This is a genomic window from Sulfitobacter sp. 1A10359, from assembly GCF_043558145.1.
GTDB lineage: Bacteria > Pseudomonadota > Alphaproteobacteria > Rhodobacterales > Rhodobacteraceae > Sulfitobacter > Sulfitobacter faviae.
In genome coordinates this window covers 99383-119703 of the sequence record NZ_JBIFGB010000004.1, presented here as the reverse complement: position 1 = coordinate 119703, position 20321 = coordinate 99383, and the positions used below count along the sequence as shown (strand labels likewise).

The window sequence follows — 20321 nt, the reverse complement described above, 5'->3', positions numbered from 1 at the left end:
AATGAGCATCTCATCTGCCTTTAGCATTGCCCGCAGCGGGCTGAGCACGACAGAGGGTCGCGCCAACCTTGTTGCGGGCAATATCGCCAATGCGCAAACCGAAGGCTACGTCCGGCGCGAGGCCGCGCAGGTCACGACCAACGGTCAAAGTGGCACGGTGGAGCTGCGCATCGCGCGGCAGGTCGATGAACGCCTTGCGGGCATGTCGCGGAATGCTTCGGCTGAATTGGGCCGGGCCTCTGCCACCAGTGAGATACTCGGCAGCTATCTGATCACTCTGGGTGAGCCGGGCGATGAAGTCTCCCCCGCCGCTCGTTTGGCGGAGTTTCAGGCGGGGCTCGACCTTTTGGCCAACAACCCCTCCGACCCCGCCGCGCAGAACGACCTTTTGTCGCGCAGCGAGACCTTGGTGCACAGCATCAACGAGGCCGCCATCGGGCTTGAGGCCAGCCGCGCACAGGCCGGTGATAGTCTGGTGGCGAGCGTGGCCGAGGTAAACGCGGCGCTCTCGGATATCGCTGCGTTGAACGAACGTCTGGCCCTTGCCGGGACCGATCCCACCGGCACCAGCGGGCTGATGGATGAGATGAACCGCCGCCTTGATGCTTTGGGCAGTCAGATGGATTTCCAAAGCCGTAGGGAAGCGGATGGAACGCTGACGCTGCACACCACCGGCGGCACGGAATTGGTCCATGGCGAAACCGCCGTGCCGCTCAGCGCCAACCCCGAGACGGGGCGGCTGATGGCCGGGGACATCGACATCACGCCAAACAGCCCCACCGCGCGCGGGTCCGACAGTGGCCGCCTTGCGGGGCTGAGCGGGCTGATCGCCAATGACCTGCCGCAGATGAAGCTGCAATTGGATGAACTCGCCCGCGGGCTGGTGCAGAGTTTCGAGGCCGCAGATGCCTCCCTCGGGGCCGGGCAGCCGGGGCTTTTCACCGATGCAGGCGGCGCTTTCGATCCGGCGCAGTTGGACGGGCTGGCCGGGCGGCTTGCGCTCAATGACAGCGTCCAGCCCGACAAGGGCGGTGCGCTTTGGCGGCTGCGCGACGGTGCCGGTGCCACATTCCCCGGAGAGCCGGGCGACACCACGCAGTTGAATGCCTTTGTCGACGTGCTTGAGACGGGCATGGCCTTTGACGCGGCCACGGGCCTCAGCACCAATGCGCGTTTGGGGGATTATGCCGCCGATCTGGTCAGTCAGCAAAATGTGCTGCGGGTCGGGGCGGACGGGCAGGCCGAGACGGCCCGCGTGCGGCTCATCACCTTCGAGGACAACCGCAGCAGCATCGAAGGCGTGAACGTCGACACCGAATTGCAAAAGCTTCTGGAAATCGAACAGGCCTATGGCGCGAATTCGCAGGTGCTCACCAGCCTGAGCGATATGCTCGACACCCTTTTGGCCAGCGTGTGAGGATAGGATGACCGAGATTTCCCGCACCGTCTCCACTGCTTTGCAAAGCCTGCGCCAGCGCGAACAGACCAGCCGCCTCGCCGCCGAGATCTCGGACGTGTCGAAAGAGGTGACGACCGGGCTGAAGGCCAACCCCTATGACGATCTGGGCCACCGCTCTGCCGATGCCATCGCCATTCGCATGCAGATCACCCGCAACGATGGTTTCCTGACCTCCAATGCGCTTTTGGACCGCCGTTTCCTCGCCGTGGAAACCTCGCTCGGGGCCATGCGTGACGTGGGCCAAGAGGTGCTTGAGCAAGCCTTCACCGCCGACAGCGCGGGCGGGCTTTCGACGACCTACCTGTCGCAGGCGGCACGCACGGCGCTTGACCGGGTGTTGGAGCGTGCGGCGGTCAGCGACAGTTCCGGTTTCCTGATGTCGGGCACCCGCAGCGACACCAACCCGCTGCAAGCTTGGGATGAGATCAACCCGCGCACCGGCGAATCCCCGGCCATCGCGGTGGATCACATGATCGGCGGTCCTCTGACCGATGTGGCCGATGTGCAGCGCGCCATCGACGATCTCAAGGCAGGCTTCGGCGACAGTTCGGTGTTCTTCAACCACAATTTCGAGAACAGTTTTTACAACGGCGCGCCGTCGGGCAATCCGCCGCTGACCTCGCGCACCTCCGAGACCCAGACCCTGACCCAAACCGCCCAAGCCAATGATCCGGCAATCCGCGATCTGGTCCGTGGGTTGGCGATGCTGAGCGCGGTGAACCCCAGCGACATCCCCGATGAGGCCGCCCGCGATGCGTGGCTAACCGAGGCGCGCAGCGCCATCGGGGCGGGGCTGGAAGGGCTGACCGATCTGGAAACCCAGACTGGCCTGAAACGCGCACAACTTGCCGATACGATCGCGGCGCAAGAAAGCCGGGCGCTGTTTCTGGATGGGGAGGTGATGAACCTCGAAGGGGTCGACCAATATGACGCGGCCACCCGTCTGACCCAATTGCAGAACCAACTCGACTCCAGCTTTGCCGTCACCGCGCGCCTCTCGCGCCTGTCCTTCCTGAACTACCTCTAACCGGAACCGCCCCATGAACGCCTTGTTTAAACTCTTGCTGATCGGCCTCACCTTCGCGCTTGCCGCGCCGGCGGCAGCACAGGTGCGGATCAAGGATATCGTCACCGTCGAGGGCGTGCGGTCGAACCAATTGGTCGGCTACGGGCTGGTCGTGGGGCTCAACGGCACGGGCGACAGTCTGCGCAACGCGCCTTTCACCGAACGCGCCATCGAAGGCATGCTAGAGCGGCTCGGCATCGGCAACCTGACCGAAGATCAGATGCGCACGGCCAATACCGCCGCCGTCATGGTGACCGCCTCCCTGCCGCCCTTCGCCCGCGCGGGCAGCACCATCGACGTGGTCGTGTCCTCACTGGGCGATGCCTCATCGCTGCGCGGCGGCACGCTGATCGTCACACCGCTGACCGCCGCGGATGGCGAGATCTACGCCGTGGCCCAAGGCCCGATCGCCGTCGCCGGCTTCGCGGCGCAGGGGCTGAACGCCTCCATCGTCGAAGGGGTGCCGACAGGCGCGCGGATCGACAATGGCGCCATCGTCGAGCGTGAGGTCGATTTCGACTTTAGCGAGATGAACAGCATCAAACTGGCCCTGCGCAACGCCGATTTCGTCACCGCACAGCGGGTCGAGGCGGCGATCAACCAAGCCATGGGCCCGGTTGCCAAGGCCATCGACTCGCGCACCATCACCGTGTCGGCTTACGGCAAAGGATCGTTGATGGAGACGATGGCCCTGATCGAACCGCTGCAAGTTCAGCCTGATCAAGTCGCCAAAGTGGTGATCGACGCGCGCTCCGGCACCATCGTCATCGGGGCCAATGTTCGCATCGACCGTGTCGCGGTCAGCCAAGGCGGGCTGACCGTCACCGTCCGCGATGATTTCAACGTGAGCCAGCCCGAATCTTTGTCCATCGGCGGGACCACCGTGGTGGTGCCGAATTCTTCGGTCGGCGTCGAAGAGAAAGACGCGAAATTCGCCGTCATCGACGGGTCGGTCAGCCTGCAACGGCTCGTCGACGGGCTGAACGCCATCGGCGTCGGCGCGACCGAGACGATTTCAATCCTTCAAGCCATCAAGGCGGCGGGCGCTCTGCATGCCGACCTTGAGATCATCTAGGGGCAGGCCATGGAATTCGCATCTTTCCCAATCCCCGCGCCGACCCCGGCGGCCAAACCGGCAGCACCGCAGGCCGATGCCGTCACCGCCGAAAAAGCGCAGGAGTTCGAGGCGATGTTCCTCGGCCAGATGGTCGATGAAATGCTCTCGACCGTGGACGTCGGCAGCTTCGGCGGGGGGCATGCCGAAGAGACTTGGCGCAGCTTTCTGTCCAACGCGATTGGCGAAAGCATCGCCGAGCAGAACAGCACCGGAATCGCCCGTACAATTGAAACCGCCATGCAGCGCTATCAAACGGGGGCCGACCGATGAGCGATCCGCGCAAAGCACTCGCCGCCGTGGATGCCTTGGGCAATCTGCTGCGCCGCGAAATCGCCGCGGTGGAGGGCGGGGCGTTCAACCAATTGGTCGAATTCGCCAGCGAAAAGGCCCGACTCACCGCCGTGCTGGAAGAGCAACTCAGCCATGATCCCGAGGCGGTCAGCAAAGATAAATTGCGCGATCTGAAAGATCTGATCGCGCGCGATCATCACCACCTGCAATTGGCCCGCCAAGCCACGTCTGAGATGATCTCACAGGTTTCCCAAATCCGGGAAAAGCACAGCATTGCAGGCATTTACGGCCGAAGCGGTGCGAAACGTGACAACCGCGCAACACTGATGACAACCGTGGACAAAAGTTTCTGAATTGCCTCAATGTTGCCAGTTTTTCGCGTAAAAACGTAATCAAGCGGGTTCGCCCCGCAGTTGTCAGAAAGACGACATAACGAACTAGAATAGTCTGGAATAAGAACATGTCTTCGATCAACACAAACACATCCGCAATGAACGCTCTGTCGACTCTGCGGAGCGTCAATTCGAGCCTGAATCAGACCCAAGACCGTATCTCGACCGGTCTGAAAGTTTCGAACGCTGGCGACAACGCCGCTTATTTTGCCATCTCGGAAACGATGAAGGGCGATAGCGGTATGACCAAATCGATCAACGAAAGCTTGACGTTGACCAAAAATTCTTTGGCGACAGCCAACGTCGGAGCTGATAGCTTTAAGGACCTCGCGCGCCAGTTTTCGGAGCGTGTTGCCTTCGCTCAAGGCGGCGGCAGCATCGAAGACGTCAAGAATGAGCTTGATGAAATTGTTAAGCAGATGGACGCTTCCATCAGCCAAGCAACTTTTAACGGCGATGATCTGATCGGCTCGGGCAATACCGTCGCAACTGGGACAACTGTAGCAGGTGACGGCTCGATTTCTGCTGCGGCTACCACCACCGAACAGGCTCGTTCCCTTAGTGTTGTCACCGGGATTACCCGTAACGCCACCGGTGTAGCAGCAACAACAATGGACGTCAGCGGTGTAGACCTAAAGCGGACCTACACCGATTTCAAAGCAGTCGCGGATGCTTTCAAAACCGGTTATGATGCCGCCGTGGCGGGTGCCGCCACTCCTGCAGCAGCCGAAATTGCCGGTCAGGACTATCTCAAGAACTCTTTGACCGCGGCCGAAGACCTTTTGGGGGAAGCTATTGAAGCTTCGACCACTCTTGGCGTTGGTCAGAAATCCATCGAAAACCAGCAAGAGTTCCTGACCAAGCTGACCGACAACCTCGACACCGGTGTTGGCGCGATGGTTGACGCCAACATGGAAGAAGAAGCCGCCCGTCTTCAGGCGCTTCAGGTTCAGCAGCAGCTGGCATCGCAGTCCCTGTCGATCGCCAACCAGGCGCCGCAGAACATCCTGAGCCTGTTCCGTTAAGGATTAGGGTTTTCGGGGCCGGGACCTAGTGCTCTGGCCCCGATCCAACCGCCTCAGAATTTGCGGTTGGCAGGCAGCAAACGATAAAAACAAGGAAGAATTCCTATGGGGCTGGCAGCATACAAACGAACAATTCGCGAAAGCGAAACCCCGCGGCAGATCGAGCGCCGCATCCTCAGCCGCGTCACACATGACCTTGCCGAAAAGGGTCAGGGCTTTGATGCGACAGACGATAAGAGCGAGCGGTTGCACATCCTCGCCTCCGGTCTGCGCGACGCGATCTACGAAAATCAACGGTTCTGGTCGGCCCTGCGCTTTGACCTGTCCGAGCCGGAAAACAAAATGCCCGACGGGTTGAAAGCCTCGCTCATTTCCATCGCGCTTTGGGTGGACCGTCATAGCACCGCGCTGATGGCCGGCGAAGGCCGCTTGGCGGGTCTCGTCGAGATCAACGGCAATATCGCCGCCGGTTTGGCCGGGCAGGCCGCGCCGCAGATGCAGGAGGTGTAAGATGCTGAAACTCACTCTTCGCCCCCGCGAACGTGTGGTCGTGAACGGCTGCGTCATCCGCAACGGCGACCGCCGTCAGGCGCTGACGGTCGAGAACCGCGCCGACATCGTGCGCGAGTCCGATCTGTTGAAGCCGGATGCGGAATCCACGCCGGTCTCCAAGGTCTATTTCCTTGTGCAAACCGCGCTGATCCGTCCCGATACACGCGATCAAATCCTGCCGATGATCCAGCAGGGCTTGGCCGATCTGGCCTGTTGCTTTGGCGCGGACATGCGCGCCCGGATCATGGAAGCGGCGAATTTCGTCTCCATGGCCGATTTCTACAAAGCGATGAGCGAGCTGCGCGCGGTGCTCAAATACGAGACCGAGCTCATGCAGCTGCGCCCGGTGCCGCCCGCGGCAAACCATGAGGCCGCGCACGCATGATTTCGCTGGGCGGCATGGGCACGCAGGTGGCGGTCAAACTGTTTGACGCAACGCGCGACAAACAACTCGACCTTGCCGCCAGCAACGCCCTGAACGCCCGGCAGATCGAAGCCTTTGAAGAGCGTATCGGCAGCATCTCTTCCCCGCAGGAACTGATTGCCGATACGGAAGTCTATACTTTCGTCATGCGGGCCTTCGACCTTGAAGATCAGATCTTTGGCAAGGCGATGATCCGCAAGACGCTGGAAAGCGATATCACCGACAGTTCCGCACTGGTGAACCGCCTCAGCGACCCCAAAATTCGCGACATGTATCTGACTTTGGGCTTCACGCCCGGAGGGGGGAGCAGCGAAAACCTCGATAAGGTCGATTGGCAGGCCGAGATGATCGACCGTTTCAAGGAACGTTTCGTGCTGAACGAGGCCGGAGAGGACAACGAAGGCGCGCGGATCGCCTTGGAGTTCAAAGCCAAAGCCGCTGAGATCGACTCATGGCTCGACGTGTTGAAGGACGAAGACCTCGGCAAATTCATGCGCCGCGCCCTTGGTGTGCCGGATGAGGCGATCCAAGTCGATCTCGACCGTCAGATCGCACTTTTCGAGCAGAAGTTCGACATCGAAAAGCTGCAAGACCCGGCGGAGGTCGACAAACTCGTCTCGCGGTTCTCGGCGATTTACGATGCGGTCGAAGGTGTCTCTTCGTCGTCGAGCACGGTGCTTTCGCTGATGCAGGGGGCTGTCTCGATCGGGCAGGGCGGCAGCTTTACGGCTGCCACCATCGACATCCCCACGATCACCGGCGGCTATAGCGCGTCGAGCGTCTACCGCTGACCCCCTTTATTCGATGAATTCGTCGTCATCGGCTGCCGAGGGCAGTTCGATCACGCCTTGATCGGCAAGGCTCTTGGCATATTCCACCATGGCGGCCTGTGCCGCGCGGACGTCCCGGCCCCGGACTGGGCCGGTGGCGGCCATCTCGTCCATCAGCATCTGACGCGAGCGTTGCGGCAGGCATTCCATCAGGTGATCGCGCTGCTCTTTCTTGGCGCCGCGCATCGCCATCGGCAGGGTCGACCCGTCCAGCCCGCGCATCACCTGCGCCAAGTCCTGCATCGGCAGTTTGAACAGGTCGTCAAAGACGAACATGCGCTGTTTGATGGCTTGGAAAGCGTCCGGAATACGCGCGTCCAGCGCGCCGGAAAGCTCCTCAAAGGCCTGCACATCCAACTGGTTGAATAGATCCGCCATGCGCTGATGCGTCTCGACCGAATTGGTATGCATCGCATTCGACAGGATATCCTGTTTCAGCGTCTCTTCGATCTGCTGCATCATATGCAGCGGTACGGCCTCCATCGCGATCATGCGCTCGGCAATGTCCTGCATCCGTTCAGGGCCCAGCAGCGGCAGCACCTTGGCGGCCACGCCGGTGTCGACGTTGTTGAGGATCGCCGCGGCGGTCTGGTCATGCTCGCCCTTGAGGTAATTGGCGATCACCGTCTCATCCAGCGCGCCAAAGCCGCGCCACATGGCGCTTTCGCGCTCGCTGTTCTTGAGCCCCTCCATGATGCTGGTCACCTGCTCATCGGGCATGAATTTGCGCAGCATGGATTCCGCCGTCGACAGCGACCCCACGACCGAACCGGTGCCGCTGACGACCTTTTGGGTGAACTCTTTGAGCACATGTTCCACCACCTCTGCCGGGATCGGGCCAAGGCGGCTCATGGCGCTGGTGATACGCTCGATCTCGGCGGTGCCGAGCTTTTGCATGAGTTCCGATCCGGTCTGCTCGCCAAGGCAGAGAAAGGTGATGGCGGCTTTGGTCGGACCGTTCAGATCCTCCACCGTGATGGGCTTTCTGCGGGATTTGGAAAGGGCATTGGTCGACATGAAGAGATCCTTTCAGTGCAGGTCAGCCACCGGCAAGCGGCACATAGCTTTCAATCAGCGATCCCGCCAGCATGTACCAACCGTCGATCAGCACAAAGAAGATCACCTTGAACGGCAAGGAGATGAGTACCGGGGGCAGCATCATCATCCCCGCGCTCATCAAGACCGAGGCGACGATAAGGTCGATGGCGACGAAGGGCAGGTAGATCAGAAAACCGATGGTAAAGGCGCGGCGCAGTTCCGAGATCATGAAGGCCGGAACGAGATGGCGGAAGGTGGCCTCTTCCGCCGAGGCGGGCAGGGGGCTTTCTTCTGCCTCTTCATCCGCGGGCGCGATGCGCAGGAACAGGGCGTAGTCTTCGGGCCGCGTGTTGACGTACATGAAGGTCTTGAAGGGCGCGGCGATCCGCTCCAGCGCCTGTTCCTCGGCGATGGCGTTTTCCAACAGCGGCTCGACCCCGGCCTCATAGGCGTCCTCGAACACCGGCTGCATGACGAAGAAGGTCATGAAGAGCGCCAGCGAGGTCAGCACGATATTGGGCGGGGTCTGGTTCAGCCCAAGGGCCGAGCGCAGCATCGACAGGACAATGACAAAGCGGGTGAAGCTGGTCATCACCACCAAAAGCCCCGGCGCGATGCTGAGCACGGTGACCAGCGCGATGAACTGGACGATCCGACCTGAGAGGTTGGCGTTCTCATCACTGCCCGGCGCGGTGTCGCCAATCACATCCGAAAGCGTGCTGAGAAATCCGCCATCTTGGGCCACGGCCATGCCGCCGCTGGCGAGAAGCACCAGCAGGGCAAGGCCCATCCGGCCCGACGCATGGCTGCGCAGAGAGGGGCGGTCAGTCAGGGACATAGTCCTTGACGATCTGTGTCAGGGACACGCCAAGCCGGTCTTCACCGACCTTCACGAGATCACCGCGCGCCACCAGACGGTCAGAGACCATAAGGTCCACCGGTGCGCCGATCTTGCGGTTCAACTCCACGATAGAGCCTCGGGTGAGTTCCAGCAGGCGCGAAATCGGCATACGGGCCTGGCCCAGCACGATCTGCACATCGAGGCCGACGTTCAGCATCGCGTTGATGCCCGCGCCGCCCGCCTCGGGGCGGGGGGCCAGCGCGTTGCGCGAGTCTTCGGTGTCGAGCTGCGGGAAGACGCCCGCATCATCGCCGCCCGCGCTGGCGGCGTTGCCAAAGGCATCGGCGCGCGGTTGCTCTGGCGTGGCGTCAGGCGTTTTGCCGTCTGCGGCGTTGTTGTCGTCTCGGGGGGATTGCAGGTCAGGCTTGTCCATTTCCGTCCTTCTCCTTTTGTGCTTTCAGCGCCCGCGCATGGGTGTCGCGCAATTCGGCGAGCAGGCGGTCGCAAATCTTTTTGAACCCGTAATCAAGGTTGCCGTGGTCCCATTCCATGCGCGCATCGCCATCGGGCAGTTCGGGATCGGCCCGCAGGTCCAGCACGCTGTCGCATTTGTAATAGACCGCCCGTTGCCGCAGCTCGGGGCCGATCTGATCCAGCGTGGCGGGCGACAGGCGCACTTTGATATGGCTCGACCCGATGGCCATTTTCAGCGATTGGGTCACGGTCTTTTTCACCCGCGCGGTCGAGAGGCGTTCGATCACCTCAGGCAGGACGATCTCGCAGGTTTGTAGGGTAAAGCCCACGATCTGCGCCATCAGCGCTTCTTGATGGGCCTGCATCGCCTGTGCCAACCGCGCCAGTTCCTGCGCGAGCTTTTCGGCCATAGCGGCATGTTCGGCCTGCATGGTCTGATGCATCTCGGCGCGGCCCGCATCGGCCCCGGCCAGATAGCCTTCGATATGGCCCTGTTTATGGGCCTTCTTGATCTTCGCTTCGATCTCTTCGGGGGTGGGCAGCGCCGGGTCTTGCGGCTTGCTCTTGCCGTCTTCGTCGAAGTTCTGAAGCTTGAGGCTCGTGATCACAGATCATCCCCTTCCGACAGCCATTCGCCCAGAACGCGCAGGGCGTCATCGGTGTTGTCCTCAGCCAGTTCGGCCACGGCGCGCAATTGGCTGTGCTGAACCGCCCCCTCGACCGAGGCGAGATGCACCATGTCGCGGGGCATTTCATCCATCGGGCCAAGCACCGCACCGGTCTGTGCCCCCGCCGGGGTGGGCAGGCGGTTTTGCGGCGTCTCTTTCTGGGTGCCGCCGGTCAGCGCCTTGGGCGCGTTGTCTTCCTCGGGGCCGTCCAGCAGCGCCGCGTCGGCCCCGGCACCAGCCAGTGCGGGCTGTGGCAGGGTGGCATCCAGCACCATGCGCAACGGGCGGGCGCCCAGCACCATGATGATTGCCACCAGCGCCAAGGCAAAGAGCGAGCGCAGGATGGTCATGGCGTTGTCCGCGAGCACCGCACCCAAGCCACGGCTGGCGGGGTTGCTGAACTCGGAATCGAAATCGAGGAATTGCAGACTGTCGACCTGCACCTGATCGCCCCGGGCCTGATCAAAGCCGATGGCCGTGCTGACCAGCTGTGTCAGGCGCGCCATCTCCTCGGGGCTGCGCTCGATATAGCCTTCGGAGCCATCGGGCAGGGTGCCATAGCTGCCGTTGACCAGCACCGCGACCGAGATACGCTCAATATCGCCCGGCTCGCGCACCAATTCGCTCTGAACCGAGCCGATCTCGTAGTTGATGATCTCGTCATTCTCAGAGCGGGTGGATTGGCCCGCGCCGCCGCCCGCATCGTCGCGCAGCTCATCGGGGATGTTGTTGGCCACATCCACCGTGGCCGCCGCCGGATCGGTTTCATTGGAGTTGCGCACGCGGGTCTCAATCGACCGGGCGACCTGCTGGGCGGGATCGAAGCTGCGCGAGACGCGGACTTCGCGTTCGGTCGTCAGATCGACGCTGACCCGCACGCGGGCATTGCCCGGCCCAACCCGGGCGTTGAGGATCGATTCAACCTTTTGTGCCAGTTGCTCTTCGATCATGCTGCGCTGCCCTTGCAGCGAGAAGTCTGAGCTGCCGCCTTCGTCCTTGGCCAGGATCGTCTCGCCGGAGGCCGACAGGACGGTCACGTTCTGCGCTTCCAAGTCCGCCACGGCGGAGGCCACTAGCGCTTGGATCGCCTGCGCCTGACGGCGGGTCATGCTGGTATTGGCCTGCGACCGCACGATGACCGAACCGCTGGCCTCGGCCCGGCTGCGCGAAAAGGCGGCGCGTTCGGGCAGCACCAGATGCACCCGCGCGGCCTTGATGCCGCTGATCGTCTGGATCGACCGGGCCAGCTCACCTTCCAGCGCGCGCAGGCGGTTCACCTTTTGCATGAAGGAGTTCATCCCCATGCCGGACATATTGTCGAAAATCTCCCACCCCGGGACGCCTTCGCCGGGCAGCCCCGCATCGGCCAGCGCCATGCGGGCGCGGGCGATGTCGGTCTCGGCGACCGAGATGGTATCGCCGTTGCGCGACAGATCGACCGTCAGCCCCGCCTGTTCCAGCGTCTGCATCATCTGCGAGGCGGTGCCGGGGCTCAACTGGCTGTAGACCGGGACATAGGTGGGGGCGAGGATGGTCCGCGCGCCGATGAAGATGGCCGCGGTGATCGCCAGACCGATGCCACCGAGAAGAGCCAGCCGCTTTGGACCCAAATCCTTAAGGTTTTCAACGATCTGATTCACGGCCCCTCACTCGGTTGTATGGTCCGAGCATTCTCCACTCGGCCCTCACTATGCAAGCATATATCGATTTATACTTGGCCGATCCGAAAAATAAACAGGTTTCTGTTGCAATAAAGCTTGTTTGAAGATGTATTTGTTCTTGCATGTGGCGCTTCGCGCGGGATCCGATTAAGAGTGAAAGAATGAAAAAGCCTCTCGCTATCCTTGCTGTCGTCTTGCTCTGCCTTCTTGCGGGTCTGGGTGGGGTCACGCTGGCCATCGGGCCTGCGGGGTTGCTTGAAATGGCCGGGCTGGGGGGGGAGGAAACCGCCGAAGAGACCGTGGAGACGGCTGAGAACGATCACGGCGAGAAGGGCGGCGAAGACGGCCACGGCGCAAAGCCCAAGACCGAAGTCAAAATGCCGGTCATGCCTTTTCCTGAGATCATCGTGAACGTCACCGACACCGGCCCGCAGGGCGGGCAGACCAGCCGCTTTCTCAAGCTCAACATGCTGATGGTCTATGACGAAACCGCCGAGGGCGCGGACCGGCTGATTGCGCGTGAGATTTACCTGCGCGACAGCTTCCAAGACTTCCTGCGCCAGTTGCATGTCAGCGATCTGTCGGGCAGCTATGGGCTGGCGATGCTAAAGACCGAACTGCTGCGCCGGGCGCGGGCGGTGGGGCACACCGACGCGCCGCATGAAATCCTGATTGCCGATATGGTGGTGCAATGACGATAGCGGCCTCCCCCGATGCGCTGAGCCTCGAAGAGACGATGATCCGTCAGGCGCGCGAAAGCTTCCAGCGCCTGCCCACGCTTGAGATCATCATCGACCGTCTGCTGTTGGCGCTGGTGCCCGACCTCAAATCCTATTGCACCGTCGCCCCCGAGATCGAGCTGAGCTCGCTCGAATACATGCCCTATGAGGACGCGATGGAGAGCATCCAGTCGCCCTCGCTCATCGCCATTGCCAATGCGGAAAGCTGGGGCAGCCAGATCGCCTGTGTGGTCGAGCCTGACCTCCTGTTTTCGGTCCTTGAGATCATGCTGGGTGGCCGGCGCGCCACCAGCCAGCAATGGAAACCGCGCGGGTTGACCGCGATCGAGCAGAAACTGGGCCGCAGGCTGGCGGAACTGTCGCTCAAAGGTCTGGCGCAATGTTTGACCGATGTCAGCCCCGTGCAATTCGACATCCAGTCGCTGGAGTCCAACCCCCGGTCGGTCATGCTGGCCGCGCCGCGTACGGCGACGGTGCTGGTCCGCTTGCATATGCAATTCGAAGACCGCAGCGGCCATATGGCGCTGGTCTTGCCCTATGGCACGCTGGATGAGGTCAGCGCCCAGCTTGCGCAGCCCTTCCTTGGCGGGCGTTCGCCGACCGACAGCAATGCGCGCAAGGATATGAACAGCCAGATCTCCAGCACCACCGTCACCATTACCGGCGTGCTGCAGCAGGTGACGATCCCGCTGCATGAGGTGCTGGAATGGAAGCCCGGTCAGGTGATCGATCTGGGCATGACCGTCGATACCCCCGTGGTCGGCATGGTGAATGCCCAGCCGATGTTCCAAGCGGCCTTTGGCCAGCGCAGCAACGGCGCTTTGGCGCTGCGGGTGATCCAATCCTTGCTCCCTAAGGAAAATCAGGAGGACAGCGACGATGATGCCGGCCTTGATTGATATCCTCATCATCGTGCTGCTGGTCGGCACGCTGGTCTATGCCTTTATCCTCGACCGCCGCGTTCGCGCCTTGATGGCGACCCTGAAAGAGATGGAGCCGATGGTCGGGGCCTTTTCTAACGCGGTCGATCAATCGGCGAAATCGGTCGAAGACCTGCGTGACCTTAGCACCAAGGTACAGCGCCCCGAGCCGCCAGTGCAGCGCGAGGCGACGCCACCCCGCGCAGCCGCGGCTGAACCCGCCCCCACAGGGCAAAGCCCGGCCCAGATGCGCGCCGCGCGGCTCAAGGGCCGTGCGCAGGTCCGGGGTCAAGCAGCGGTACAGGGCAAATCCGAACTGGTCCGCACCTTTTTCGACATCACCAAGGAGCGTAAGGAATGAGCCGTATTTCCCTGCCCAAGATCGCGCTTTTTGGCCTTGGCGTGGCTGGTGTGCTCAAACTCACGGTTGAGTTCATGCCGATGATGGCCATCGCCGAAACCCCCGATGACACGCCCCCGGTCCCTGTTGAGCTTGCCGCCGCCCCCGCGCCGCCCAGCTATGATGCCAGCGGCCCGGGCGAGAGCGGCATGTGCGAGCCAAGCCATCTGATTGCCGAAGCCATCGCCGAAGAGCGGGCCCTGCTGAAAGAGCAGCGCGACACGATTGCCGACCGCGAAGCCAAGCTTGCGCTGGCCGAACAGAGCCTCAAGGCCGAACAGACCCGCCTCGCCAGTCTGCGCGACGAGATCGGCGCGCAGCTCAAGGTGATCGAAGAGGCGAACAATCAGGACATGACCAAACTGGTCGAACTTTACCGCAACATGAAGCCGCAGGTCGCGGCGGGCATCATGGATGAGATCGACGTGGAGACCGCCGTGCAGGTCATCGGTGCCATGCCCGAACGGGACGCGGCGCAGATCATGGGTTCGTTCAGCCTTGTCCGGGCGCGGTTGATCACGAAAATCCTGCTGGAACGCTCCAAACTGCCCGCCGACCGCAACCTTGAAGGGCTGCGCCTGCGCTGAGCGCGCATCACTCCTCGCGGATTGACGACCCGGCAGGGGGCTTGCGGCGCACATTGCGGCGCAGGTCCATGACAAAGCCGATGATCTCGGCCACGGCCTGCCAATGCTCCATCGGGATGCGGTCGTCGACCTCCACCGCCGCGTGGAGGGCGCGGGCCAACGGGCGGTTCTCGATCATCGGAATGTCGTGTTCCTTGGCCAACTCGCGGATGCGTTGGGCCATGACATCGGCCCCTTTGGCCACGCAGACCGGCACGTCATCGACGCCCTGTTCATATTTCAGCGCCACGGCGTAATGGGTCGGGTTGGTCAGGATCACGCTGGCATTGGGGATGGCCTGCGCGATGCGCTGGCGGGCACGGGCGCGGCGCAATTCGGCGCGGCGGCCCTTGATCTGCGGGTCACCCTCGCTGTCTTTATGCTCGTCGCGGATCTCCTTGAGGCTCATCATCTGTTTCTTTTTCCACTGCGCCCGCTTCCAGATGATGTCGGCGATGGCGATGGGCACCAGAAGCACGGTGGTGACCAGAAAAATCCAGCGCACCTTTTGCAGGGTCGCTTGCAGCAGCGTCTCGGGGATGAAAGCCTGCGTCTGGCCCAGTGACTGCGCGATGTCGCGCACGGCCCATACGGTGATGAAACCGATCACCAGCACCTTGGCCGTATTCTTGGCAAACTCCACGAAAGCCTCGGCCGAGAACAGCCGTTTGAACCCCGACAGCGGGTTCAGCTTGGAAAACTTCGGTTTGATCCGCTCGGCCGAGACGACGGTCTCGCCTTGGATTAACACGCCGAAAAGGGCTGCCAGCACCATGATCCCCACCACCGGCATCATCGCCAGCCCCAGCGTAAAGCCGAGCGATTTCAACACTTGGCCCGCTTCTGCAACACCAGTGCCGCCGGTGCCGATGGCGGTGACGCCGGCCCCCAAAAGGGGGCTTTGCAGCGCCGCCACGATCCCGTCGATCGAGGCGGGCAGCACGAAGATCAGGATCATCAGCAGGGCAAAGACCAGCATCGCGGTGCCGGTCTCGCGCGATTGCGGCACGTCGCCTTTCTTGCGCGCGTCTCGGAGCTTTTTCTCCGTCGGCTCTTCGGTCTTACTGCTCTTGTCCTCTTCCGACATGGGCTAGAATCCGTAGGTGGTGAGCCAATTCGCGAAAGGCTCAAGAAACCCGCGCATCATGGTCGGAACCGCCAGCACCATCAAGGCCAGCCCGGCGGCGATCAGCAGGGGCTGGGCGATAAAGAAGACCTGAAGGCTCGCCATCATGCGGTTGGCCAGACCCATCCCGACGTTCAGCACGAGACCCGCCACATAGAAGGGCGCCGCGATGGACAGGCCGAGGTAGAGGCTCACTTGCGTCGCGCGGGCAAACTGATCGGTCAGATCGGCCAACATGAAGGTGCCGGGCACGAAAACCTGATAGGACATCAACAGCGATTCAATGATCAGGTGGTGCAGGTCGGTGATGAATATCAGCGCCGTGGCCCCGATCAATAGCATCGCCGCCATAGAGGTCGCCCCCTCGAAAGCGCCAATGTTCGGGGCCAAAGCGTTCGCCAGCCCCGACATCAACGCCATCTGATAGCCCGCAAATTGCAGCGCCGAAAGCAGCGTGCGCGCCACCAGTCCAATCCAAAGCCCCACGGTGATCTCAGAGCCAAAGATCAACAGCAGCGCGGCGGGGCGATCCTCGGCCACCGGGCCGAGGCCGGTCACGGGATAGAGCGCGGCGCTCAGGATCAGGCCAAAGAACAACCGATGCCGCATCGGCACCGAGGTCTCCCCGAACCCCGGCATGAACACAAGCGCGCTGCCGATTCGGGCGAAAACGACGAAATACCCCATCAGGGCGTCGGTCAGGAGGGCCGAAAGGTCCATCCCTAGCCCCCGATGGTGGCGACGGTCCGCAGGGATACCTTGCGATGAATTTCGGCGTTGGAGATCACCGGCGTCATCGGGCTGACCCGCTCCAGCATGGAGCGCACATAGGACCGCGCCTCGGGGTTGACCATCAGCGCGGGCCAACTGTCTTCCGAGGCGAAGCGCTGGATCTGCTGGCGCGCTTGCAGCACGAATTCCTGCACCCGTTTGGGCGACATGACAAAGGTGCGGTCCTCGCCCACGATCTTGACCGCTTCGATGAACTCCGCCTCCCATGAGGGCGACAGGGTGATGACCGGCACGAAGCCCTGCCCATCGGCCAGCCCTTGGCAAATCTGGCTCGACAGGCGGCGGCGCACGTTCTCCAGCACCAGCGCGGGCTTGGAAGTCTGGCGCGTCGCCTCGGCCATCGCCTCGACGATCAGCGGCAGATTGCGGATCGAGACGCGTTCAAGCAGCAGTTCCTGCAAGACTTGCTGCACCAGAATGGCGGGGGAGGGGACAGGCAGGTCGTTGACCAGCTTTTGATAGTTCCGGTCCAACCCCTCGATCGCCTCCTTCGCTGCACCATAGGTCAGCAGTTCCGACATGTTCTCTTTGACGACTTCGGTCAGATGGGTGGTGATCACGCTTTCCGGGTCCACCACCGTATAGCCCTGTGCCTCGGCCTGATCGGCGACCTTGCTGTCGACCCAAAGCGCATCGAGCCCGAACGTCGGCTCGCGCGTGGCCTCACCCGGCAGTTGCAGCGGCGCGCCTTCGGGGTTGATCACCATCATCTGGTTGGCGCGGATGTCACCCTTGGCTGCGTCGACGCCGTGGATTTGGAAGGCGTAGCTGTTGATCGGCAGGCTCACGTCATCCTTGATCCGCACCGAGGGCATGGGAAAGCCGAATTCCTCGGCGAAATGTTTGCGCAGGGATTTGATCTTGCTCGGCAGTGCCGCATCGGGGCGGTTGGCCAGCGCCACCAGCCCTTCGCCCAGCACCAGCCGCAGCTCGTCCAGATGCATCGGATTGTTGTCGACCTCCGGCATCTCCTGCTTTTTCTGCGCCTCGGCATCGGCCTTCGCCTTGGCCTCAGCCGCCTCGGCCGCGCCGCGCTGGATGACCACGCCCAAGCCCACCATGGCCGCGGCCAGAAGGGCAAAGACCAGCAGCGGAAAGCCGGGCAAAAGACCGATGCCAAAGAGCAGCAGAGCGGCCATGTAAAGCGCCTTGGGGAAGTTCGAAAGCTGATCGAACACCGCCTCATTGGCGGCCCCTCGCGTGCCGCCCTTGGTCACGATCAGACCGGCGGCGAGCGAGACGACAAGCGCCGGAATTTGGCTCACCAGCCCGTCCCCGATGGTCAGCGAAGTGAAGACGTTGAAGGCATCGCCCACGCCCATGCCGCGCTGAACGACGCCGATGAGGATGCCGCCGATCACATTGATCAGCGTGATGATCAGCCCCGCCACCGCATCGCCGCGCACGAATTTCGAGGCACCGTCCATCGCGCCGAAGAAAGCGCTTTCGTCCTCAAGCTCCTTGCGGCGGCGGCGGGCCTCGTCTTCGTCGATCAGCCCCGCGCCCATATCGGCGTCGATCGCCATCTGCTTGCCCGGCATCGCATCCAGCGAGAACCGCGCGGCAACCTCGGCGATACGGGTCGAGCCCTTCGTAATCACGACGAAGTTGATGATCACGAGAATGGCAAAGATCACCACGCCGATAACGAAATTCCCCGCCACGATGAACTTGGAGAACCCTTGGATCACATCCCCCGCCGCATGCATCCCTGCATGGCCTTCGCTGAGGATCAGCCGGGTTGAGGCCACGTTCAGCGACAGCCGCAGCATGGTGGTGACGAGCAGCAGCGTCGGGAAAGAGTTGAACTGCAAGGGTGACGGAATCCAAAGCGCCACCATGAAGATCAGCACCGAGAGCGAGAGCGACAGCGCCAGCCCGAAATCCAACAGGATCGGCGGCAGCGGCAGGAACAGCACCGCCAGCACCAGCGCCATGCCGACGGCAAAGCTCACGTCCTTATTGGCGCCAAACATGCTCAGTTGCGGCAGGAGGGTATTGGGTTTCGTGCTCATCCCGCATCCTCCGCCCGGACGGTGGTGAACTGCGGCAGGACCGGCTGCATCTCATGGGCCGAGTAGAGCGAACGCCGCGCGTTCGCCGCCCCGCCGATCTGCGCGCCCCATGTGGCCTTGGCCGCCAAACGATCATAGCTGCCCGCATCGCGCCGCGCCGCTTTGCGCGGGCGGGCGGGGGCAGGGCTGGCACTGGCCAGCGCCTGAAACTCCGGCAGCCGCGCATTGGCGGCGGAAATGTTCTTTTGCAGCCGGTCGAGGTAGGTATCGCGGTATTCCGGCTCAAAGGAATGATACGAGCCCGCCGCCTGCAGCCAACTGCCCGTGCGCCGATGCAAGCGCTTAAGGAAGCGCGCCGCGTAATCCACATTCACCCGCGGATCGAACCCTTGGGCGGGGCTGTCAAAAGCATCCGGGTGCCAGCGCATGTTGATCTGCATACAGCCCACGTCGATCGAGCGGATGCCGCTTGCCTGACGCTCTGCAATCCAATCCAGCGCGGCAGTGCGGCTGTCGAACAGCCGCCCTTCGCCCGCGGCGTTGACCGCATAGGGCCAGACGGTGAAATGCCCGTTGCGGCGGGTGCCCGCCTCTTGCAGGCCGATGGCCAGCAGCAGATTGTCGGGGATGCCATGCCGGGTTTGGGCGGCGAGGATCTCGCGGATGCAGACGCCTTCGGGCCCGCCCTTGGCGGCCAGCGTCCGCGCAGTTTTGGTTACCGCATTTTTCTGCGATGGCTCGTAGAATGACCCCCAGCCTTGGGCGAGTGCAGGGGTGGCAAGCACCGCCCCCAGCAGCGCCGCGCGGGCCATATGCCAAAGCGCTCTCACAGCCCACCGTTCTGCACGAGGTCAAAGACTGTATCCGACAGGTTCTTCAGCGTGGCATACATAAACGGCGTCGCCGCCAGCAGGGTGACAAAGATCATCACGATCTTGGGCACGAAGGTCAGCGTCATTTCCTGAATCTGCGTGAGCGCTTGAAAGAACGCGATCACCAGACCAATCGCCAGCGCCACCCCCAACACCGGACCCGAGGCCAGAAGCACGGCCCAGACGGTAGCAGAGATGATGTCATAGGTCTGGGTTTCGGTCATGGCCTAGATCGGCATCCGCAGAATTTCCTGATAGGCTTCGACAAAGCGGTCGCGCACGGAGACGGCCACTTTGACGGTGGATTCCATCGCCAGCATGGCTTCGACCACCTGCTGGGTATCCGCCTCACCGCGCAGCCCGGCTTGGGCCACGGCTTCGCCCTCACGCACCGTTTCCAGCGCGCTTTCCGAGGCTTGCTGCACCATATTGGTGAAACTATTGGCGCTGGCGCCTGTCTCTTCGGCGATGGCTTCGCCCTTTTGCGCCGTCAGCGATTGCGAGGTGCGATAGGCACCGCGAACCGCGGCGGTCGAGATCAGGGAGGCGGGATCGCTCATCTCAGGTCAGCCTCACTTCAGCAGGTCGAGCATCTGACCGCGCATCCGGCGGCCCGACTCGAACATGTTCATATTGGCCTCATAATTGCGCGAGGCTTCGCGCATGTTGGCCATCTCGATGATCGGATCGACATTGGGGCGTTTGACATAGCCGGTTTCATCCGCCGCCGGATGCGCCGGGTCATAATCGCGGCGAAAGGGGGATTGGTCGCGCCCGATACGGTCGACCTCCACCAAGGAGCCGCCGCCATTGCGGTCAATCAACTCTGAGAAACTGATGGTCTTGCGGCGAAAGGGATCGGCGCCGGGCGTGGTGCCCGTTGAATCGGCATTGGCCACGTTTTCCGAGATCACCCGCAAACGCGCGGTCTGCGCGGTCATCCCGCTGGCGGCGATTTTGGCGATGGACTGAAGCGGATCCATGAGCTTCCC

Annotated in this window: 25 protein-coding genes; 13 read left to right on the top strand and 12 right to left on the bottom strand. The window is 62.4% G+C overall.

Annotated features, from left to right (window positions below; genetic code table 11):
- The first annotated feature begins 1 nt into the window (after position 1).
- The 9 genes from flgK to ACGYK2_RS11805 all read left to right on the top strand — a co-directional run bounded on the left by flgK (position 2) and on the right by ACGYK2_RS11805 (position 7117).
- Positions 2 to 1417 (top strand): flagellar hook-associated protein FlgK, encoded by a 1416-nt coding sequence (gene flgK, locus ACGYK2_RS11845; protein WP_271689279.1) that lies wholly within the window; start codon positions 2 to 4, stop codon positions 1415 to 1417.
- 7 nt (positions 1418 to 1424) lie between these two features.
- Positions 1425 to 2486: a flagellin gene (locus ACGYK2_RS11840; protein WP_276154923.1), complete on the top strand. Its 1062-nt coding sequence runs from the start codon at positions 1425 to 1427 to the stop codon at positions 2484 to 2486.
- A 13-nt stretch (positions 2487 to 2499) separates the two neighbouring features.
- Positions 2500 to 3600, top strand: coding sequence for a flagellar basal body P-ring protein FlgI (locus ACGYK2_RS11835; protein ID WP_168612836.1), 1101 nt, complete (start codon positions 2500 to 2502; stop codon positions 3598 to 3600).
- Positions 3601 to 3609: 9 nt separating this feature from the next.
- The gene (locus tag ACGYK2_RS11830) at positions 3610 to 3912 is read left to right on the top strand and encodes a rod-binding protein (protein ID WP_271689281.1); all 303 of its coding nucleotides are present in this window, start codon (positions 3610 to 3612) and stop codon (positions 3910 to 3912) included.
- Positions 3909 to 4286, top strand: a complete 378-nt coding sequence (locus ACGYK2_RS11825) for a hypothetical protein (RefSeq protein ID WP_209217508.1) — start codon at positions 3909 to 3911, stop codon at positions 4284 to 4286. Before ACGYK2_RS11830 ends, ACGYK2_RS11825 begins: the two co-directional genes overlap by 4 nt.
- A gap of 107 nt (positions 4287 to 4393) precedes the next feature.
- Positions 4394 to 5350 (top strand): flagellin, encoded by a 957-nt coding sequence (locus ACGYK2_RS11820; RefSeq protein WP_271689282.1) that lies wholly within the window; start codon positions 4394 to 4396, stop codon positions 5348 to 5350.
- 105 nt (positions 5351 to 5455) lie between these two features.
- Complete coding sequence (gene flaF / locus ACGYK2_RS11815) at positions 5456 to 5860, top strand: flagellar biosynthesis regulator FlaF (RefSeq protein ID WP_271689283.1); 405 nt, start codon at positions 5456 to 5458, stop codon at positions 5858 to 5860.
- A 1-nt stretch (position 5861) separates the two neighbouring features.
- Entirely contained in the window at positions 5862 to 6287 is a 426-nt protein-coding gene (locus tag ACGYK2_RS11810) for a flagellar biosynthesis repressor FlbT (protein WP_209217505.1), read from the top strand.
- Positions 6284 to 7117, top strand: coding sequence for a DUF1217 domain-containing protein (locus ACGYK2_RS11805; protein WP_271689284.1), 834 nt, complete (start codon positions 6284 to 6286; stop codon positions 7115 to 7117). The genes ACGYK2_RS11810 and ACGYK2_RS11805 overlap by 4 nt, the downstream gene beginning before the upstream one ends.
- Before the next feature lie 6 nt (positions 7118 to 7123).
- Here ACGYK2_RS11805 and ACGYK2_RS11800 read toward each other — a convergent pair whose 3' ends face one another.
- From ACGYK2_RS11800 to fliF, 5 genes are read right to left on the bottom strand one after another with little or no spacing between them, the layout of a single operon-like run.
- Positions 7124 to 8173: a flagellar motor switch protein FliG gene (locus ACGYK2_RS11800; RefSeq protein ID WP_271689285.1), complete on the bottom strand. Its 1050-nt coding sequence runs from the start codon at positions 8171 to 8173 to the stop codon at positions 7124 to 7126.
- Between the two features lie 22 nt (positions 8174 to 8195).
- Positions 8196 to 9032 (bottom strand): flagellar type III secretion system pore protein FliP, encoded by an 837-nt coding sequence (fliP, locus tag ACGYK2_RS11795; protein ID WP_271689286.1) that lies wholly within the window; start codon positions 9030 to 9032, stop codon positions 8196 to 8198.
- Positions 9019 to 9468, bottom strand: a complete 450-nt coding sequence (locus ACGYK2_RS11790) for a FliM/FliN family flagellar motor switch protein (RefSeq protein ID WP_271689287.1) — start codon at positions 9466 to 9468, stop codon at positions 9019 to 9021. Before ACGYK2_RS11790 ends, fliP begins: the two co-directional genes overlap by 14 nt.
- Positions 9455 to 10117 carry a FliH/SctL family protein gene (locus tag ACGYK2_RS11785; protein ID WP_271689288.1) on the bottom strand — a complete coding sequence of 221 codons (663 nt, stop codon included), beginning with the start codon at positions 10115 to 10117 and terminating at the stop codon, positions 9455 to 9457. The genes ACGYK2_RS11790 and ACGYK2_RS11785 overlap by 14 nt, the downstream gene beginning before the upstream one ends.
- The gene (fliF, locus tag ACGYK2_RS11780; protein WP_271689289.1) at positions 10114 to 11817 is read right to left on the bottom strand and encodes a flagellar basal-body MS-ring/collar protein FliF; all 1704 of its coding nucleotides are present in this window, start codon (positions 11815 to 11817) and stop codon (positions 10114 to 10116) included. Before fliF ends, ACGYK2_RS11785 begins: the two co-directional genes overlap by 4 nt.
- 182 nt (positions 11818 to 11999) lie before the next feature.
- Here fliF and fliL point away from each other — a divergent pair, with 182 nt between their 5' ends.
- Genes fliL through ACGYK2_RS11760 form a run of 4 tightly spaced genes read left to right on the top strand, consistent with a single transcriptional unit; the run spans position 12000 to position 14485 of the window.
- The gene (gene fliL, locus ACGYK2_RS11775) at positions 12000 to 12533 is read left to right on the top strand and encodes a flagellar basal body-associated protein FliL (RefSeq protein WP_271689290.1); all 534 of its coding nucleotides are present in this window, start codon (positions 12000 to 12002) and stop codon (positions 12531 to 12533) included.
- On the top strand, positions 12530 to 13477 hold the full coding sequence (locus tag ACGYK2_RS11770) for a flagellar motor switch protein FliM (protein WP_271689291.1): 948 nt from the start codon (positions 12530 to 12532) through the stop codon (positions 13475 to 13477). The genes fliL and ACGYK2_RS11770 overlap by 4 nt, the downstream gene beginning before the upstream one ends.
- A complete protein-coding gene (locus ACGYK2_RS11765; protein WP_271689292.1) occupies positions 13458 to 13859 on the top strand; it encodes a flagellar motor switch protein in 402 nt (133 codons plus the stop codon). Before ACGYK2_RS11770 ends, ACGYK2_RS11765 begins: the two co-directional genes overlap by 20 nt.
- On the top strand, positions 13856 to 14485 hold the full coding sequence (locus ACGYK2_RS11760) for a MotE family protein (RefSeq protein ID WP_271689293.1): 630 nt from the start codon (positions 13856 to 13858) through the stop codon (positions 14483 to 14485). Before ACGYK2_RS11765 ends, ACGYK2_RS11760 begins: the two co-directional genes overlap by 4 nt.
- A 7-nt stretch (positions 14486 to 14492) precedes the next feature.
- On the opposite strand, the gene flhB is transcribed toward ACGYK2_RS11760, so the two are convergent.
- Genes flhB through flgC form a run of 7 tightly spaced genes read right to left on the bottom strand, consistent with a single transcriptional unit; the run spans position 14493 to position 20312 of the window.
- Entirely contained in the window at positions 14493 to 15611 is a 1119-nt protein-coding gene (flhB, locus tag ACGYK2_RS11755; RefSeq protein ID WP_271689294.1) for a flagellar biosynthesis protein FlhB, read from the bottom strand.
- A gap of 3 nt (positions 15612 to 15614) precedes the next feature.
- Positions 15615 to 16370: a flagellar biosynthetic protein FliR gene (locus ACGYK2_RS11750; RefSeq protein WP_168613101.1), complete on the bottom strand. Its 756-nt coding sequence runs from the start codon at positions 16368 to 16370 to the stop codon at positions 15615 to 15617.
- A gap of 2 nt (positions 16371 to 16372) precedes the next feature.
- Entirely contained in the window at positions 16373 to 18457 is a 2085-nt protein-coding gene (gene flhA, locus ACGYK2_RS11745) for a flagellar biosynthesis protein FlhA (RefSeq protein ID WP_271689295.1), read from the bottom strand.
- Entirely contained in the window at positions 18454 to 19287 is an 834-nt protein-coding gene (locus ACGYK2_RS11740) for a lytic transglycosylase domain-containing protein (RefSeq protein WP_271689296.1), read from the bottom strand. The genes flhA and ACGYK2_RS11740 overlap by 4 nt, the downstream gene beginning before the upstream one ends.
- Positions 19284 to 19553: a flagellar biosynthesis protein FliQ gene (fliQ, locus tag ACGYK2_RS11735; RefSeq protein ID WP_067630399.1), complete on the bottom strand. Its 270-nt coding sequence runs from the start codon at positions 19551 to 19553 to the stop codon at positions 19284 to 19286. The genes ACGYK2_RS11740 and fliQ overlap by 4 nt, the downstream gene beginning before the upstream one ends.
- A 3-nt stretch (positions 19554 to 19556) precedes the next feature.
- Positions 19557 to 19889 carry a flagellar hook-basal body complex protein FliE gene (locus ACGYK2_RS11730; RefSeq protein WP_271689297.1) on the bottom strand — a complete coding sequence of 111 codons (333 nt, stop codon included), beginning with the start codon at positions 19887 to 19889 and terminating at the stop codon, positions 19557 to 19559.
- Between the two features lie 12 nt (positions 19890 to 19901).
- Positions 19902 to 20312, bottom strand: a complete 411-nt coding sequence (flgC, locus tag ACGYK2_RS11725) for a flagellar basal body rod protein FlgC (protein ID WP_067261031.1) — start codon at positions 20310 to 20312, stop codon at positions 19902 to 19904.
- Between the last annotated feature and the right edge of the window lie 9 nt (positions 20313 to 20321).

Excerpts from the sequence above, each read along its gene's own strand:
- flgK (WP_271689279.1), top strand. The coding sequence starts at position 2 with ATGAGCATCTCATCTGCCTTTAGCATTGCCCGCAGCGGGCTGAGCACG.
- ACGYK2_RS11840 (WP_276154923.1), top strand. The coding sequence starts at position 1,425 with ATGACCGAGATTTCCCGCACCGTCTCCACTGCTTTGCAAAGCCTGCGC.
- ACGYK2_RS11835 (WP_168612836.1), top strand. The coding sequence starts at position 2,500 with ATGAACGCCTTGTTTAAACTCTTGCTGATCGGCCTCACCTTCGCGCTT.
- ACGYK2_RS11830 (WP_271689281.1), top strand. The coding sequence starts at position 3,610 with ATGGAATTCGCATCTTTCCCAATCCCCGCGCCGACCCCGGCGGCCAAA.
- ACGYK2_RS11825 (WP_209217508.1), top strand. The coding sequence starts at position 3,909 with ATGAGCGATCCGCGCAAAGCACTCGCCGCCGTGGATGCCTTGGGCAAT.
- ACGYK2_RS11820 (WP_271689282.1), top strand. The coding sequence starts at position 4,394 with ATGTCTTCGATCAACACAAACACATCCGCAATGAACGCTCTGTCGACT.
- flaF (WP_271689283.1), top strand. The coding sequence starts at position 5,456 with ATGGGGCTGGCAGCATACAAACGAACAATTCGCGAAAGCGAAACCCCG.
- ACGYK2_RS11810 (WP_209217505.1), top strand. The coding sequence starts at position 5,862 with ATGCTGAAACTCACTCTTCGCCCCCGCGAACGTGTGGTCGTGAACGGC.
- ACGYK2_RS11805 (WP_271689284.1), top strand. The coding sequence starts at position 6,284 with ATGATTTCGCTGGGCGGCATGGGCACGCAGGTGGCGGTCAAACTGTTT.
- ACGYK2_RS11800 (WP_271689285.1), bottom strand. The coding sequence starts at position 8,173 with ATGTCGACCAATGCCCTTTCCAAATCCCGCAGAAAGCCCATCACGGTG.
- fliP (WP_271689286.1), bottom strand. The coding sequence starts at position 9,032 with ATGTCCCTGACTGACCGCCCCTCTCTGCGCAGCCATGCGTCGGGCCGG.
- ACGYK2_RS11790 (WP_271689287.1), bottom strand. The coding sequence starts at position 9,468 with ATGGACAAGCCTGACCTGCAATCCCCCCGAGACGACAACAACGCCGCA.
- fliL (WP_271689290.1), top strand. The coding sequence starts at position 12,000 with ATGAAAAAGCCTCTCGCTATCCTTGCTGTCGTCTTGCTCTGCCTTCTT.
- ACGYK2_RS11770 (WP_271689291.1), top strand. The coding sequence starts at position 12,530 with ATGACGATAGCGGCCTCCCCCGATGCGCTGAGCCTCGAAGAGACGATG.
- ACGYK2_RS11765 (WP_271689292.1), top strand. The coding sequence starts at position 13,458 with ATGATGCCGGCCTTGATTGATATCCTCATCATCGTGCTGCTGGTCGGC.
- ACGYK2_RS11760 (WP_271689293.1), top strand. The coding sequence starts at position 13,856 with ATGAGCCGTATTTCCCTGCCCAAGATCGCGCTTTTTGGCCTTGGCGTG.
- flhB (WP_271689294.1), bottom strand. The coding sequence starts at position 15,611 with ATGTCGGAAGAGGACAAGAGCAGTAAGACCGAAGAGCCGACGGAGAAA.
- ACGYK2_RS11750 (WP_168613101.1), bottom strand. The coding sequence starts at position 16,370 with ATGGACCTTTCGGCCCTCCTGACCGACGCCCTGATGGGGTATTTCGTC.
- flhA (WP_271689295.1), bottom strand. The coding sequence starts at position 18,457 with ATGAGCACGAAACCCAATACCCTCCTGCCGCAACTGAGCATGTTTGGC.
- fliQ (WP_067630399.1), bottom strand. The coding sequence starts at position 19,553 with ATGACCGAAACCCAGACCTATGACATCATCTCTGCTACCGTCTGGGCC.
- ACGYK2_RS11730 (WP_271689297.1), bottom strand. The coding sequence starts at position 19,889 with ATGAGCGATCCCGCCTCCCTGATCTCGACCGCCGCGGTTCGCGGTGCC.
- flgC (WP_067261031.1), bottom strand. The coding sequence starts at position 20,312 with ATGGATCCGCTTCAGTCCATCGCCAAAATCGCCGCCAGCGGGATGACC.